This is a genomic window from Brevibacterium renqingii (assembly GCF_017808105.1).
Taxonomy (GTDB): Bacteria; Actinomycetota; Actinomycetes; order Actinomycetales; family Brevibacteriaceae; genus Brevibacterium; species Brevibacterium renqingii.
Map to the genome: position 1 here is coordinate 14,720 of NZ_JADBHF010000016.1, position 16,152 is coordinate 30,871.

14 protein-coding genes are annotated in these 16,152 nt (G+C 65.8%); 4 read left to right on the forward strand and 10 right to left on the reverse strand.

Annotated features, from left to right (window positions below; genetic code table 11):
* Window positions 1-204 precede the first annotated feature (204 nt).
* The 9 genes from IHE57_RS14535 to IHE57_RS16615 all read right to left on the reverse strand — a co-directional run bounded on the left by IHE57_RS14535 (window position 205) and on the right by IHE57_RS16615 (window position 9,846).
* A complete protein-coding gene (locus IHE57_RS14535) occupies window positions 205-1,683 on the reverse strand; it encodes an outer membrane protein assembly factor BamB family protein (RefSeq protein WP_209374318.1) in 1,479 nt (492 codons plus the stop codon).
* A 451-nt stretch (window positions 1,684-2,134) separates the two neighbouring features.
* The gene (locus IHE57_RS14540) at window positions 2,135-2,755 is read right to left on the reverse strand and encodes a response regulator (protein WP_209323955.1); all 621 of its coding nucleotides are present in this window, start codon (window positions 2,753-2,755) and stop codon (window positions 2,135-2,137) included.
* Complete coding sequence (locus tag IHE57_RS14545; protein ID WP_366933980.1) at window positions 2,752-4,077, reverse strand: sensor histidine kinase; 1,326 nt, start codon at window positions 4,075-4,077, stop codon at window positions 2,752-2,754. Before IHE57_RS14545 ends, IHE57_RS14540 begins: the two co-directional genes overlap by 4 nt.
* Before the next feature lie 76 nt (window positions 4,078-4,153).
* On the reverse strand, window positions 4,154-6,283 hold the full coding sequence (locus tag IHE57_RS14550; protein ID WP_209374239.1) for an MMPL family transporter: 2,130 nt from the start codon (window positions 6,281-6,283) through the stop codon (window positions 4,154-4,156).
* Between the two features lie 137 nt (window positions 6,284-6,420).
* Complete coding sequence (locus IHE57_RS14555; RefSeq protein WP_209323957.1) at window positions 6,421-6,987, reverse strand: isochorismatase family protein; 567 nt, start codon at window positions 6,985-6,987, stop codon at window positions 6,421-6,423.
* 120 nt (window positions 6,988-7,107) lie between these two features.
* On the reverse strand, window positions 7,108-7,908 hold the full coding sequence (locus IHE57_RS14560) for a siderophore-interacting protein (protein ID WP_209374241.1): 801 nt from the start codon (window positions 7,906-7,908) through the stop codon (window positions 7,108-7,110).
* 137 nt (window positions 7,909-8,045) lie between these two features.
* A complete protein-coding gene (locus tag IHE57_RS14565; protein WP_209374243.1) occupies window positions 8,046-8,522 on the reverse strand; it encodes a DoxX family protein in 477 nt (158 codons plus the stop codon).
* Between the two features lie 62 nt (window positions 8,523-8,584).
* Window positions 8,585-9,613: a CPBP family intramembrane glutamic endopeptidase gene (locus IHE57_RS16800; RefSeq protein ID WP_366933981.1), complete on the reverse strand. Its 1,029-nt coding sequence runs from the start codon at window positions 9,611-9,613 to the stop codon at window positions 8,585-8,587.
* Between the two features lie 104 nt (window positions 9,614-9,717).
* Window positions 9,718-9,846, reverse strand: a complete 129-nt coding sequence (locus IHE57_RS16615; protein ID WP_281389049.1) for a hypothetical protein — start codon at window positions 9,844-9,846, stop codon at window positions 9,718-9,720.
* Here IHE57_RS16615 and IHE57_RS14575 point away from each other — a divergent pair.
* Window positions 9,845-11,362, forward strand: coding sequence for an APC family permease (locus tag IHE57_RS14575; RefSeq protein ID WP_209374247.1), 1,518 nt, complete (start codon window positions 9,845-9,847; stop codon window positions 11,360-11,362). The genes IHE57_RS16615 and IHE57_RS14575 overlap by 2 nt on opposite strands.
* 488 nt (window positions 11,363-11,850) lie before the next feature.
* Window positions 11,851-12,774 carry a putative endonuclease domain-containing protein gene (locus tag IHE57_RS16470; RefSeq protein WP_253720351.1) on the forward strand — a complete coding sequence of 308 codons (924 nt, stop codon included), beginning with the start codon at window positions 11,851-11,853 and terminating at the stop codon, window positions 12,772-12,774.
* A gap of 162 nt (window positions 12,775-12,936) precedes the next feature.
* On the opposite strand, the gene IHE57_RS14585 is transcribed toward IHE57_RS16470, so the two are convergent.
* The gene (locus tag IHE57_RS14585; RefSeq protein ID WP_209374249.1) at window positions 12,937-13,449 is read right to left on the reverse strand and encodes a GNAT family N-acetyltransferase; all 513 of its coding nucleotides are present in this window, start codon (window positions 13,447-13,449) and stop codon (window positions 12,937-12,939) included.
* Between the two features lie 176 nt (window positions 13,450-13,625).
* Between IHE57_RS14585 and argG the strand changes: the two genes are divergently transcribed.
* Together argG and IHE57_RS14595 are read left to right on the forward strand one after the other, a co-directional pair.
* Entirely contained in the window at window positions 13,626-15,047 is a 1,422-nt protein-coding gene (gene argG / locus IHE57_RS14590) for an argininosuccinate synthase (protein ID WP_209374251.1), read from the forward strand.
* A gap of 302 nt (window positions 15,048-15,349) precedes the next feature.
* Window positions 15,350-16,150 (forward strand): DNA alkylation repair protein, encoded by an 801-nt coding sequence (locus tag IHE57_RS14595; RefSeq protein WP_209374259.1) that lies wholly within the window; start codon window positions 15,350-15,352, stop codon window positions 16,148-16,150.
* Window positions 16,151-16,152 lie beyond the last annotated feature (2 nt).

The window sequence follows — 16,152 nt, forward strand, 5'->3', positions numbered from 1 at the left end:
ATCGACTGGTCAGATCCGGGCCGTCGAGGTGGCAGGGCCCCAGCCGGCCCACCTTCTACCCGCGACTATAGGTCACTATCGGATACTTTCTGCGCTCAGAAGTATCCGATAGTGACCTATGTTTGCCGCTGGCCCGGGGCCAACTCCGCTTCAGCACAGTTCAGCCTGCCTTCAGCTCCGCTGACGTCAGGTGCCTGACGACTCTCAGGTGTCGACGACGGCCCACATCGTGCTCGTGTCCTCATTCGTTGCGATCACGAAACGCCCGCTCGAGCTCTGGTCGGAATAGTCCCCGGCCGGATGGTCGCTGACCGGTTTGCCCGTCTTCGCGTCGAAGAACGTCGTCTTCTTGTTGTCGGTGACGACGATCAGCCCGAGGTCCGGTAGAACTCTCTGCCCGCCCCAGCTTCCCGTTTCGCCTTCTTCTTTCAGCCTGGGCCCGTCGGTCGTCCACACTGTTTTGCCGCTGGCCGCGTCGAGTGCGACGATTCCGTCCCGTGGGGCCGGCACGATGAGGAGTGTCTGATCGCCGTGATCGACCGGTTCCCACTGCGGACCGCCGAGACCGCCGATCCGTGCGACCGCGGCCTCGGGAGCGTCGGCATACCACCCGTCGATGGCGCCGTCCGATCCTTGGTACTTCACCGCTGACGCAAACAGCTGGGTCTGCAGGCACGCCGGCTTCCCTTCGGCCGTGAAGCGCAGTTCGGTGCTGCACACGGCGTCGAAGGTGTCTTCCATGCTCACGTCGGCAGACTGTTCGGTGGCTGCCAGTGTGGCCGAGTCGGATGCCTGCAGATCTGCGGGGACGCTCAGTTTCGCCGCCCGCGTCACTGCTGAGCTCATCGGTTCGTCGGGTTCCGTGGACCCGTAGACGTAGGTCAGGCTGCTGGGATCGGCCGTCGGGTACACGATGAAGTAGTCGGCTCCGGTGTCGTCGGTCTCGCGCGCCTCGGTGATGGGGAGCGACACGTGCGTGCCGTCGTCGAAGGAGATCCGCGTGACCATCGACTCGTCCCCGTCCATCCAGGACATGATCCCGGACTTCCGGTCGGGCGCCAGTTCGAGGAGGCGACCGCCGAAGGTCTGTCCGTCCTCACCGACCGACAGCGCCGGCCAGGCTTCCTTCCCCGTCTCCGGGTCGAGCGCATAGAGGACGGTGTCCCCTTCCGCTGAGGGTTCGCAGTTCTCCTCGGAGTCCATCCAGATATTCTCGAGAAGGATGAGGTCACCCTCGCCGAGGCGGCTGCCCCCGCTCGTCGACTGTGTTCCGAAGGATTGGGCCGGGCGACAGGAACCAGCGGTGTCGGGGAGGCCGAAGGACCAAACTTCCTGCCCATCGGCCCACGAGTAGGCCGTGGTCGTACCCGAGTAGTCGTGGACGATGACGTTCTCGCCTGCCGAGTAGGCTTCAGTGCCGCCGTCGTCTTCGTTGGTGTTGGAGTCGATGTTCCACTTCTCGTCGCCCTCGGCGTCGACGACTCGCAGCTTCTGGCTCATCCAGTCTCCGACGAGCGCCAGATCCGCTCCGTTGTCGGTGATCACCGAGGCATAGTAATCGAGCTCGACCGGTTCGGCCAGGGTAGGGCTCGGCGTCGGCGACGGTGTCCCCTCCGGCTGGCCGGCTCCGTCACTGCAGCCGCTCAATGCCACCAAAGCCGCCAATGCGACCGCTGCCCACATCCGCTTCACGATGCGTTTCTCCTGCTCATACCCCGATTCATAGCTCGATCATATGCGTCGGCCCATCCGTCATACTCCACGGGTAGTCCGATCAGGCACCGCCCGCTCATCTGACAGCGGGCTTCTCCTGCAAACATAGGTCACTATCGGATACTTTCTGCGCTCAGAAGTATCCGATAGTGACCTATGTTTGCCGGCCGAGGTCCGAACGCGACCAATATTCGGCGCCGAAGTGCTCGCCGGTCGCCCCGACCTGCTCCATGCTCGGCTTGCGTCTCGGCGCAGGCCAAGAGACAGGCGCAGCCCCGGGGACAGGCGCAGGCCAAGAGTCAATTCCGTTCTCTCAACCGGCCGTCGTCCCTGAGCCAGACCCGCGTGCAGCCGTCGGCCCCTGGGCCAGCTCCTCGCGCAGCCGCGGCCGTCCGGGGCATCAAGGCCCCAGACCGGCCCCCTACACCAGTCCCTTGTCCTCGGCGACGCGGATGGCACGGGCTCGCGAGTCCACGCCGAGCTTCGTGAAGACGTTGACGAGGTGGCTCTTCACGGTCGCCTCGGTGACGAAGAGCTCCTGAGCGATCTGCGCGTTCGAGGCTCCTGTGGCCAGGAGCTTGACGACCTCACGCTCCCTCCGGGTCAGCTTCGGACCGGGATTGCGCATGGCGGCGATGACCTTCGACGAGATCTCCGGAGGCAGATACGTCTCCCCACGTGAGGCCTTCTCGATGGCCGTCGAGATGTCGCTGGGGTCGATGTCCTTGAGCAGATACCCTGCGGCACCCGCGTTGAGCGCGCCCACGATCTCGGAATCGTTGTCGAAGGTGGTGAGGATGAGCACCGCCGGCGGCTTCGGTCGCGCTCGCAGTCGTCTGGTCACTTCTATGCCGTCGATGCCCTCCCCCAGTCGCAGGTCGCACAGGACGACATCAGGGTCGAGTTCGTCGACGCGCACCAGCGCCTCCTCGCCGCTGCCGACCTCGCCGACGACAGCGATGTGCTCGGGCGCATCGATGACTGACTTCAGACCGGCCCTGACCACCGGGTGATCGTCGACAAGAACCACTCGGATCGTCATATGCCCGCTCCTTCGTCTTCCGCGCCGCTCGTGCGCTCATCCCTCACGTCACCGCCGGCATCCTTCTCGCCGAGGTGGCCCGTCGTCACGCTCCCACCCGACCGAGTCACGCTCCCACCCGAGCGAGGCGACAGGCCCGATGGCGTCGGCAGGATCGCTGAGATCGCGAAGCCCGAACCCTGTGCCGACTCGATCACGAGCTCCCCGCCCAGTTCCCGCATGCGTGCAGCGATGAAGTCGAGACCGAAGCCGGACTCCGAACTCCGCGACCGCTCCTGCGGCTCTGCCATGCCCACCCCGTCATCGACGATGTCCATGCGGATGGAGCCTTCGGCATCCATGAGGCTGACCATCACTCGACTCGCCTGCGAATGCTGGCGGACGTTGGCCAAAGCCGACTGAGCGGTCCGCAGCAGCGCCACTTCCGCCTCGGCGGGCAGAGGAGGGAAGGTCTCATCGACCTCGACACGGCCGCGGATCGAACTGTCCTCCTCGAGGCGGGTGAGCAGTCTGCGGATCGCGGCGGTCAGCGCCCCGTCCTCGAGCTCGGCCGGGGCCAGGGCCGCGATGATGCGGCGGACGTCACGAGAGCTCTGGGCGGCGAGGTCCTCGACTTGGACGAGCACCTGGCCGGCGTGGTCATCGGCGGTCCGCTCCGCCTCGGCGTGGGCGATGAGCCTGATCGACGAGATCGACTGCGCGATCGTGTCGTGGATGTCGCGGGAGACGCGGGTCCGCTCCTGGATCTCACCGGCATGGCGCTGGGTCAGAGCGAGCTCGTCCTGGAGGTCGAGCAGATTCCGATGGGCCAGTTCGAGGGAGCGCAGCAGCTCCTCGCGGCGGCGTCCTTCACGGAGCAGTTCGATGTAGCCCCGGGAGAGGCCGAGGGCGAAGACGGCGCCGATGAGGGATCCGATGATGCTCGGTGCGAGCACCTGCCCGTAGTGCGCCAATGGGGCGGCAACGGTCGCGATGTAGGTCAGCGCGGTGAAGACGACGGCGATCCGGAGTGAGAACAGGTGCCCGGCCAGCAGCCAGAGGAGAAACGCGATCCAGATGAATTCGGCGGAGACGAGCAGGGTGCACAGCCAGGCAAGTGCGAGGACGATCAGCCACCATTTCGCGAGCACGAGCGCGCCTGTACGGGCGGCACGGACGGCGCCGAGGGCGTACCAGACGAGGAAGACCACGCTGACCGCGATGGCGGCGAGAAGCGGCGCTCCGCTGGAGACGGCGCGGATGCAGGCGATGACGGTCAGGGCGAGCGCGATCGCGTGCTGGCCGATCTCCATCGTCCGCTCTGTCCATCTGCGTGCGCTCACGTCGCCGCCTTCCCAGCCTCGGCGGTGATGGCGCCGGGACGATCCTCTTTCTGCTCTCTCGGTTCTTCCTGTCCACTCAACCACAACTGCCGCCGGTCGTGCGCGGATGGCGGGTGAACGACCGGTTCGGCCACCACATCCGGTTGCCCACGAGACCGAAGATCGAGGGCACGATGACGGTGCGCACGATGATCGTGTCGACGAGCACGCCGACTCCGACGATGAGGCCGAGCTGGCCGAGCACCATGAGCGGCAGCATGCCGAGTGCCGCGAACACTCCGGCCAGGACGATGCCGGCGCTGGTGATGACCCCACCGGTGTGGGCGACGGCCTCGATCATGCCCTGGCGGCCGCCGTGGAGGGCCGATTCCTTCTTCGCGCGGTGAGCGAGGAAGATCGAGTAGTCGATGCCCAGCGCCACGAGGAAGAGGAACGCGAGGATCGGCACCTGCGCATCGAGTGCGGCCTGACCGAAGATCGTCCGCGACAGGAACGCGCCGAGCCCGATCGCCGCTGCCGAGGACACCACGTTGACGAGCAGCAGGGTGAACGCCGCGATGGGGGCCCGGAGGATGCCGAGCAGAATGATGAAGCTGATCGCCAGGACCATCGGGACGATGGTGAGGAAATCGGCCCGGTTGCCGTCTCGGGCGTCGAGCTCCGTGGCTGCGGCACCGCCGACCTGAGCATCGGCCCCGTCGATGGCGTGGACCTCGTCGCGAATCTCCCCGACGAGGTCGAGCCCCTTCGCGCTGTCGGGTTCATATTCGCCGGTGACCATGATCTTCGTGACCGAAGCGCCGTCGATGTCCGTGTCCTCGATCGCGGAGGCGCGCACGACGCCGTCCATGTCGGACACCGAATCGACGACATGGTCGGCGTGGTCGGTGTCGGCGACGACCCAGATCGGCTGCGATTCCCCGGGCGGGAAGTGGTCGGCGAGGATGTCGAGGCCCTGGGCCGATTCGGACTGGACCCGGAATTTCTCGGTCTGGTCGAGCCCGATCGAGGACCCGATGAAACCGGTGGCCATGACGCCGAGGATGACGATTCCCGCACCGAGGTGCAGCCACGGTTTCCGTACTACGCGAGTGGCGATTCTCCGCCAGATCGAGGGCTTCGCCGAGGCGGCCCCGCCCGCCGCGCGGTCGCTGACAGCGTCTTCGACCTGGGGTACGAACGGCCAGAACATCTTCTTTCCGCAGATCGCGAGCACGGGCGGCAGGGCGATCAGCACCGCGGCAGCAGAGATGATGAGGCCGACGGCGGCGGTGATGCCGAGGCCACGGGTGCCGGGGATGACGGCGAAGACGAGGCTGAGCAGGGACAGGACGACTGTGAGGTTCGAAGCGAGGATCGTCGTCGCCGTGTGGGTCCACGCTTCGGCGAGCGCCGCGCGGTGGTCGGCTTCGCGGCGCAGCTCCTCGCGGTAGCGGGAGATGAGCAGGAGGGCATAGTTCGCGCCCGCGCCGAAGACGAGGACGCTGATGATGCCCGCATCGAACTGCAGGTCGAGAGCGTCGCCGACGGCGGCAGTCACGGTCGAGGCCAGTCCGTCGGCCGTGCCGATGACGATGAGCGGCAGCAGCCACAGGACGGGCGAGCGGTAGGTGATGATGAGCAGCAGCGCCACGATGACTATGGTGACGATGAGCAGGGTGAAGTCGGCTCCGTCGAACGCCGAGGCGATATCGGCGCCGATCGCAGGACCGCCGGTGACCAGCAGGGACATGCCCGAATCGGCCAGTCCGGCCGCGGTCGGGTCGGCAGCGATCGTGGCGCGCAGCTCGTCGACGGTCTCGGCCGTGTCGGAGTTCGTCAGACCCACCTCGATGGGCACCATGAGCAGAGCCGCCTGCTCGTCATCGCTGAGGATGGGGCCGGTCACCTTCTCCGATGACGCCTTGGTCAGGGAGCCGGCGAGGCTCTCGAGCTCGGACCGGTCACCGGCGCTCAGCGTGCTGCCGTCGGTGTTCGAGGCCACGATCATGACGGACTGCTTGTCCGCCTCGGGGAACTTGTCGAGGATCCGCTGGGCCTGAGCGGATTCGGAATCCGCCGGAGCGGTCTCGTTGGGCCGGTCCTCGCCCGCGCCGGACAGCAGTCCGAAGATCAGGGCGACGAGGACGACCACCCCGCCGAGGACGAACCACGAACCGCGCTTCGATGTCAGCGTGTGGGCGGTTTTGATCAATGATGAGGTCATGCCTCAAGTCCATCAATCGCCGGGCGCGGGCACATCGCCTATGAGTTCGGATTCGCCCTGCGACTTTCGATGGAGAAAACGCCCTGACCTGGGATGATGATCGCGCTGCCGGTTGAGGACCGGACAGCGCCGCCGCCTCACATGATCGAAGCGCCCGCCGCTTCCACCTCGGACAGCGCAGCCGCGCTCGATTCGGCCCCGACTCCGGCGACGAGGTCGGTGAGCACCCGGACCTCCACGCCCATGCTCAGCGCGTCGAGGGTGGAGGCGCGTACGCAGTGATCGGTGGCGATTCCGACGATGTCCAGTTCGTTAACGGACAGGTGCTGCAGGAGCTCGCCGAGGCTGCTCCCCGTGTCCGTGGCCCCCTGGAAGGCCGAATAGTCAGGGCGGCCCTGTCCCTTGCGCACCTCGTGCGTGATCGCCTCAGTGGACAGCAGCGGGTCGTATTCGGCGCCTTCGGTCTCGGCGACGCAGTGGACGGGCCAGCTGTCGACGAAGTCCGGAGTCGCGCTGAAGTGCCCGCCGTTGTCGCTGTCGCGATCGTGCCAGTCGCGGGAGGCGATGACAGCGGAGTAGTCACCTGCATGGGTCTCGAGGTGGCGAGTGATGCCCTCGGCCACGCTGTCGCCGCCGGTCACGCCGAGCGCGCCGCCTTCGGTGAAATCGTTCTGGACGTCGACGATGAGGAGTGCCTTGACCATGCTTCGAGCATAGGCGCTTCTGCGCCGTTTTCCAGGGCTGCGGGCAATCACTGACCTGACTTCCCAAGCCGATCCTGCAGCTGACGCCTCAGTTTGCGTTCCTGCAGCTGACGCTTCAGCTCATCCGGTGGGTTTGTCGGCGAACCAGTAGAACTGGGTGAACTGCTGCGAACGGCCCAGACCCAGCTCGCTCTTCACGACGTGGCGCACGTCTTTGACCAGCCCCCGCTCCCCTGCGGCCCAGACGTAGAGACCTTGCACGTCGAGATCGAGTCCGCGCAGGTGTGCGGCCAGGGAACGACCCGGATGATGCTTCGACTCCACCTCGGCGTTGGATTCCGGCGTCACCCATCTCCACGTCGAATTCGAGTGCGCGGAGACCGGCAGGCCGGGGACTTCCTCGGGCTCGGCGGCGATCGCCACGGTGACGGCAACCTCGGCGGGGACGGCTTCACACCAGGAGTTGATGGCGGGCAGCGCGGTGAGGTCGCCGGCGAGGAGGAGGTGAGAGGTATCGTCGGGCAGGTCGAGGCGAGCCGGGGTGAGGGCGGCCTCGATGGTCGTGCCGGGACGGGCCCGGCTCGCCCACCGCGCGCCGGGTCCGATGTCAGCGCCACTGGCGGCCGAGTCGTCGGTGATGTCACCGTGGAGGACGAAGTCGAGGCTGAAGGTTCCGGCTTCGAGGTCGATGGCGGCGAAGGTGTAGCCGCGTTGGCTCAGATGGCCTTCGCCTTTCTCGGGGTGAGGGAACCACAGCCGGGTCCACAGTGTCGGAAAGACCTCGTCGAGCTGAGCGAGCAGCTCTGGGCCGGAGAAGTGGATCCGACGGTAGGTCGCGGTGAAGTCCTCGACTCCGGTGACGACCACCTCGTGGTTGCTCACCCGGAAGAGCCGCATCACGCCGCGCTGCCAATTGACCATTCGCCCCACCCTCTCGCTTTTACCTTTGCTTAGCCTACCCTAAGCAAAAATCTCGCGAGCGTTGGTGGACGGTCGGCCGCCTCGGCGAACATCGGCTCCGAGGACTCGTCGACGGGCGGCCGTGGTATGCCGGGATATCAGGCCTGTTTGAGAGCGCGCTTCTCGGCCTTCTTCGCAGCCTTGGCGGCGGCCTTCTCGACGGCCTTTCTGCTGTCTCCGGAGCCGGCGATCAGCAGCAGTCCGCCGAGCGCGGCGAGGTTCTTCGAGAACTGGGTCTGATGGGCCTTCGCCTCTCCGCCTTCCATCTCCCAGAAGGAGTGCCCGGCCACGGTGGTCGGGACGAGGGAGCCGGCGAGAGCAAGGGCGGACAGGCGCGGCTTGATGCCCAGCAGCAGGGTGGTGCCGGCGAGGATCTGAACCCCGCCGTTGATGCGCACGAGCAGTTCGTTGTCATCGGGCAGCGCGGGGACGTAATCGCGGAGCGCATCGAGTGTCGACTCGGCCATCGCCGCCTTGCCGGCCGGATCCTTCACGGCCGAGTACCCGCCGCTGATGAAGATCGGGGCGGTGAGCATGCGTCCTGCCGCCTGCAGCAGCGATGGTCCAAAAGTCATAGAGCACTCCTTCAGTCGATGGGGTTTTGAGCCTAACCGACGCCGGGGGCGAGCCTCAAAAATCAGGCACGGGCGACGGGCTTCGTCCGATCCCCCAGTTCCGGCCGCTTGCGGAACTGGCCGGTGACCACGAGCACCGCGATGACGACGGCGGAGACTATCCATCCCGAGGCCCCGAGGAAGGTGACGAGGGCGGTGTCCGGAGTCGGCGCATCGGCGTCGATGAGCAGAACGAGCAGCATGGTGGTGGATCCGTTGAGTGCTGCGTGGGCGAAGACCGCCGGCCAGACCGAGCCGGTGCGCAGACGCAGCCAGCCGAAGAGGATGCCGAGCATGACACAGCCGGCAACCATGAGCCCCAGTCCCGAGATGCCGGGACGATCGAAGTTGTAGCCGAGCAGGATGAGCGGCGCATGCCACAGGCCCCAGAGGACGCCGACGGTGAGCAGCGCCGGCCAGGTGCCCAAGGGCCGGAGGCTGGTGAGCAGCCAGCCTCGCCACCCGAACTCCTCACCGATGGTGACGAAGACGTTGCTCAGCGAGCCGACGAACATGAGGAGCAGGTAAATGGCGACGGCGGCTGCTGTCGGCAGCGCGCTCGCACCCGGAATCGTCTCCAACTGCGTCCTGAATCCCGACAGCCCGGTCAGATCGAGGTCGAGCCAGCCGAACGCGGCGCTGAGGAGGTAGCCGAGGACGACGAGCACGCAGACGCCGAAGAAGGCGACCACGGTCGTCCAGATGATCCGCCCGGCTGGTCGCAGCGGCCAGAATCCGAAGTAGCGAGGGGCGCTGGACAGCGGCTCTCCCCTGCGGCGCGCCTGTCTGCGCTGCACGAGGAAGGCAATTATGCCGGCGATCAGCGGCGTGAACATCATCGCTCCGCCGTAGAGCTGGACGGACAGGGGATCACTGATGCCCTTGCCTGTGATCCACAGGGGCAGGCATACGAGCCAGGCGAGGCCGAAGGCGGTGACGACGAATACGCCGAGCTCGAGCCAGGGGACCCGAGCCGGCACGACCGCGAGCGGACGTCCCTTCACATCGACCGCCTCGGCGAATCCGGAGTGCCCTTCCGTCTGCGTATTCACGTCTCCTCCTCGGTCCTGTGTACCTCCGCCGGTCGATCGGCGGCGGTTCCCATGTCTGTGCCTGTGGCTGTGGCTGTGGCTGTGCCTGTGGCTGTGATTCCACACTACGGCTCGAGGCGGTCGGGCACTTCCGCCGCGAGGAGGAAACCGGCATCGTCCGCGCGGACGAGAATCGGCGCTACGATGACGAACAGCAACAGAATCAACGTCGATTCGAATGAAGGTCCAACCATGTCCGATCATCTCTCAGACGCCCGCCGCCCCGCGGGCGATCACCTCTCCGACAGCGACCACCTGGCCGTCCTCGGCTACGGCGACTCCTTCGAGCGGTCGATGAGCCCCTGGGCCAACTTCGCCCTCGGCTTCACCTACCTGTCCCCGCTCGTCGGCGTCTATTCGCTGCTCGCCGTGGCCCTGTCGACCGGCGGGCCGCCGTCGATCTGGTGGATCGTCATCGTCGCCTGCGGCCAGCTCCTCGTCGCACTCGTCTTCGGCGAAGTCGTCTCCCAGTTCCCGATCGCCGGAGGGATCTACCCCTGGGCCCGACGCCTGTGGAGCAAGCGGTATGCCTGGATGGCGGCCTGGGTCTACATCTGCGCGCTCATCGTCACCATCACCTCGGTGGCGGAGTTCGGAGCAGGATTCCTCGCCAGCCTCTTCGGTCTCGAGCTCAACCGAAACACCACCCTCGTCCTCGCGCTGGCACTGCTCGTGCTGGCGTTGGCGATCAACTTCTCCGGAACGAAATGGCTGGCCCGCATCGCCCGCATCGGCCTCTTCGCCGAACTCATCGGCGTCATCGGACTCGGCCTGTTCCTGCTCATCTTCGAACGCAAACACAGCTTCTCGATCTTCTTCGACACCATGGGCACTGCCGGGGACGGAAGCTACCTGCCGGTGTTCCTGGGCGCGGCAGTCGCCGGCCTGTTCCTGTTCTACGGCTTCGAGGCCTGCGGCGACGTCGCCGAGGAGGTCTCGAACCCTGCCCGAGGCATCCCCAAGGCCATGCTCATGACGATCTTCGTCGGCGCGGTCTCGGCCCTGTTCTCCTTCGGCGGCTATGTGCTGGCAGCGCCGAACCTCGAGCAGATCGTCGCGGGAGAGGTCGAGGACCCGATCCCCGCGATCCTGGCAGGCAGCCTCGGCGACGTCGGGGCGAAGATCTTCCTGCTCGTGGCGATCACGGCCTTCATCTCCTGTGTGCTCAGCCTGCAGGCCGCCGCGTCCCGCCTGATCTTCAGCTTCGCTCGGGACGGGATGATGCCCGGACATCGCTGGCTGTCGAAGGTCACTGACGGGACGAAGATCCCGCACAACGCCCTCATCGTCGCATGCACGGCACCTGCTCTCATCTGCGTGCTCATCTGGTTCAACGACGGAATCCTCGTGGCCGTGACATCGTTCGCGATCCTCGGCATCTACCTGGCCTTCCAGATGGTCGTCCTCGGCGCGCTCCGGCAGCGGTTCAAAGGCTGGAAGCCCGCAGGGCCCTGGTCGCTGCGGGGCTGGGGCGTCATCGTCAACGCCGCCGCACTGGCCTACGGAATCTTCGCGATGATCCTGCTGTCGCTGCCCGGTGATTCCGGGTCGTTCTTCGCCGACTGGATCGTGCTCATCGGCCTCGTGGTGGTGCTGGCCGTCGGGTTCGTCTACCTCTTCACAGCGCGCCCGGACCGCAAGTCCGACGCCCCGGAGGACGATGCCATCGCCGTCGCCGAGGCGATCCGCACCCACCGCGCCCGGGAGTAGGGGCGTCGGCACTTCCCCGAATAGTGGTCGCAATCGGACACAGCCCCCCGAATGTAGGTCGTAATCGGACATTTTCTGACCTCAGAAGTGTCCGATTGCGACCTATGTTTTGGCCCGAATATCCAATTGCGACCACTGTTTCGCCAACAGCATCCGAGGGTGGACGCTTTTCAGATCGCCTCGCATTGCCGTGATGACCTCCATCGCTGAATCCACTTGCACACTCACACCTGTGCAGAAATTCGCCACTGTTCTCACAGCCACACTCGAAAGTCCTACTTCATTGTTCGGTGGGGGCAGCCGCGAATCACCCGCATACTGCTCGCGAATCATCCATGGTCTGGTCGAAGCAGCCACCCGACTCGCCCCCGGTCAGCTGTGGACAACGATCTGACTGGGGCGTGCACAGCCTGTGGATGCGCAATCGCTGACCACAGCCGCATCGGGCAGCTCTTCCCTCACCCCGAATCCAAGTGAATCATCTGGGCATGAAGCATCCTCTGAGCTATGCACACTACCCAGCAGTCCTCTCGGTCTCGGAAGCACGAGCACGGGGTGCCTCCGACTACGACATACGTTCCGGGCGCGGCTTTCCTCCAGCCACTTGGGGAATCCGCTTCGACAACTCTGTCTCCACCGAATTTCCGGTGCCTATCTGGGCAGATGAGGCGTGGATCGCTGAAGCGAAGCTGTTGATGGCCATAGCCCACAGGCACCCGGGAGTCGTCGCGTGCAGAGAAACCGCTGCACGACTGTACGGATGGCCGTTGCCTCACTCTGTCGGAAGGGACATTCTTCATCTGGGAACTTCGGATACCAACAAGCGCATTCGCAGAAGAGGCATCACGCTGCATCGAATGAGAATGCTCAGATCAATCGAGTGGTTGAAGCTGCCGGTCCTGAGCCCGCTGCAGGTCTTCAGCCAGCTCGCCTCTGTCTGTTCGGTGGAGTCGCTGGTGAAGATCGGAGACGCGGCGATCGGTGACTGGAAGAGCCCACCTCAGTTCGCGTTGGCGACTTTGGCCGCGCACATCTCTGAAACGAAACACCTCAGGGCCAAGCCGAAGCTCGAGGCCGCTGTCGACCTCATTCGGGAAGGCGTCGACTCGCCGATGGAGACCGACCTCCGCCTTTGGGCCGTCTCCCGAAACCTCCCTGAACCAGCAGTCCACCCCGCTGTGTACTGTCCGACGATCGATCGGACTCTGCATCCCGACCTCGGCTACCCGAGGGAAAAGCTCGCTCTGGAATACGAGGGAGATCACCACCGGACTTCCGAATACCAATGGGCAGCCGACATCGATCGAGTCAACGCGCTGAGAGCAGCCGGCTGGACAGTCATCCGAGTGACGAAGTCGACCAACCGCCACCAACTCGAGCGCGACATCCGCCAACATCTCGGGCTGCAGTGAAAAACATAGGTCACCATCGGACATTTCTGACGCCGAAAAGTATCCGATAGCGACCTATGCTTCGGCCCGAATATCCGAAAGTGACCAATATTCGCGCGAAGCCACCGGGCGGCCGCGGGAGGTAGGGCGTGAAGCCAGGGGCGGCCGCAAGGCAGTTCCGGTTCAGACCCCGAATTCGGGAGCGAAGGCCAGGGCGCCCGCCGGCACCTCGCCGGCCAGCGGCATCGCCATGAGCGCTTCGTCGGGAACGTCGACGTGCAAGGTGATCCCGAATCCGGAAGCCGGACTGAACCCGAAGCGCGGATAGTACTCGGGATGCCCGAGGACGACGGCGAAGACCTCACCGCTGCGGGCCGCCTCGGCGAGGAGCGCTTCGATGACGGCGGTGCCGACACCGGTACGCTGATGCTCGGGCCGTACGGAACAGGGGGCAAGGCAGACTCCGGGAGCTTCGCCGACGAAGCACCGGGAGAGCAAGGCATGGGCGACGATCTCACCGTCGAGGACTCCGACGAACGACAGCCCTTTGATCCCATTACCGGATGCGCGGAGGGCGTCGACGAGCTCTGCCTCGTCAACCTGGCCGAACGCGGCGGCTGTCAGGGCGCGGATGGCGTCGATGTCGCCGGAAGTCTCGTGGCGAACAGTGAACTCAGGCGCGGAAGGATTCGTCACCTCTTCACGGTAGCAATCGGCAACGCCGCCTCGGCGAGGTCGTACGGCACGGGGGTCGCGGCACTCTCCTCGTTCAGCAGCACCGCCGGCTGTCGCCAACGGCTTCCATCACATAAAAATACAATCCTATGCATAACAATTCGACAGACGGAGGGGAATGACGTTACGCTGGTGCCATGTCGAAAGTTCTCTCTTCGCTCCCAGTCGGTGAGCACGTTGGAATCGCCTTCTCCGGCGGCCTGGACACCTCCTGCGCAGTCGCATGGATGCGCCACAAGGGCGCCGTCCCCTGCACGTACACGGCCGACATCGGCCAGTACGACGAGCCCGACCTCGACGGCGTCACGGCCCGCGCGAAAGAGTACGGCGCGGAGATCGCGCGCTTCGTCGACGCCAAGCGCCTGCTCGTCGAGGAGGGCTTCGTCGCCCTGCAGTGCGGTGCATTCAACGTCCGTTCCGGCGGCAAGACCTACTTCAACACCACTCCCCTCGGCCGCGCGGTCACCGGCACCATGCTCGTGCGGGCCATGAAGGAAGACGGCGTCGACATCTGGGGCGACGGCTCGACGTACAAGGGCAACGACATCGAGCGCTTCTACCGCTACGGTCTCATGGCCAACCCGAAGCTGCGCATCTACAAGCCCTGGCTCGACTCGGAGTTCGTCGATGAGCTCGGCGGCCGGCAGGAGATGAGCGAATGGCTCGTCGAGCACGGCTACCCCTACCGCGACTCGGCCGAGAAAGCCTACTCGACAGACGCGAACATCTGGGGCGCCACCCACGAGGCGAAGACCCTGGAGTTCCTCGACGCCGGACTCGACATCGTCGAACCGATCATGGGTGTGGCCGCCTGGCGCGATGACGTCGAGGTCGTCACCGAAGAGGTCTCCGTCCGCTTCGAGGCCGGACGGCCGGTCGCGATCAACGGCGAAGAGTTCGACGACCCCGTAGCGTTGGTCTACAAGGCCAACGAGATCGGCGGCCGCCACGGACTCGGTGTGTCCGACCAGATCGAGAACCGCATCATTGAGGCGAAGTCCCGTGGAATCTACGAGGCTCCGGGCATGGCGCTGCTGCACGTGACCTACGAACGCCTGCTCAACGCCATCCACAACGAGGACACCATCGCCCTCTACCACGAAGAGGGCCGCCGCCTCGGCCGCCGGATGTACGAGGGACGCTGGCTCGACCCGCAGTCGCTCATGCTGCGGGAATCCATGCAGCGGTGGGTCGCCTCGGCGATCACCGGCGAGGTCACCCTGCGCCTGCGCCGCGGCGACGACTACACGATCGTCAACACCGAGGGCCCGAACCTGTCCTACCACCCGGAGAAGCTGTCGATGGAGCGCGTGGGCGACTCCGCTTTCGGCCCCGAGGACCGCATCGGCCAGATGACCATGCGCAACCTCGACATCGCCGATTCACGTGCCCGCCTCGAGCAGTACGCGGCCATGGGCATCGTTTCGGGTCCGACCTCAGAGCTCGTCGGCTCGCTCGAGGCCGGCGGCGCCGAGGAGATCGCGAACTCCGGCGCCGAGGTGGACGAAGCCGGCGACCTCGCCGGCCTGTCCGCCGCATTCGACGCCGGCACGGACTGAGGTCCTGACCCGGCGCATGTCCGAGTCTGGCTGAGGTCCGTCCTCGCCCGAGGTCCCCAGAGCTTCCGGAGACACCGCGCAGCATGAGACTCGCGGCCTCCGGTTGAGAACAGAGAACGGCCGGCAGGTACGCTCCACGATCTGTTTGATCGCAGGGCTCATCTGCCGGCCGTTTCTTCTATTCATTGGCTGGACCCGGGGACCACTGAAGCTGGTCTGCTGCGAAGGCTTGCCGGCACTGCGAATAGCGGCCGACGCGGTCCGAACGGTTCACGACGCTTCCACGTGAAATGATGATCGCCATGAAGCCCGATTCCGCGACCACCGCAGCCACCCTCGCCGAGGTGGTCGACCGGCAGCTGCGTGAGCGCGGCAGTGCCGCACGCGCCGAGAAGGAGAAGGCCTACCTCAAGAGCGGACTCATCCACTACGGGGTGAGCGTGCCCGAGACCCGGGCCGTCGTCCGGTCAGCCCTGCGCGGGAAGGACCTGAGCCACGACGAGGTCCTCGAACTCGCGCGGCTCCTCTGGGCCGCACCGACGCCCTCAGTCAGCTCGGCCCGCAGCACCGAACCGACAGACGGAGGGTCGGCCGGGCACCTCCCACCGGTCCACGAACGTCGCGCCGCGGCCACGATGGTGCTCATCCAATCGAAGGACCGCCTCGGTGCCTCTGATGCGGACTTCGTCGAGGGCCTGCTTCGCGAGGCGAAGACCTGGGCCCTGGTCGATCCTCTCGCCGGGGATCTGGTCGGTCCGCTGAGCGAGAAGGATGCCGGCTTCGACCCGGTGCTCGAGCGCTGGGCGATCGACGAAGACTTCTGGATCCGTCGCTCGGCTCTGCTCGCGCATCTCGTTCCGCTGCGAAAGGGCCGCGGTGACTTCGAGCGGTTCTCCCGCTTCGCCGACACGATGCTCGAGGAGAAGGAGTTCTTCATCCGCAAGGCCATCGGCTGGGTCCTGCGTGACACCTCACGCAAACGCCCGGATATCGTCTTCGAATGGATCCTGCCGCGCGCTCACCGCGCCTCCGGTGTGACGATCCGCGAGGCGGTCAAGCGCCTGTCATCCGAACAGCGGGAGGCTGTGCTCGACGCCAGGTGAGC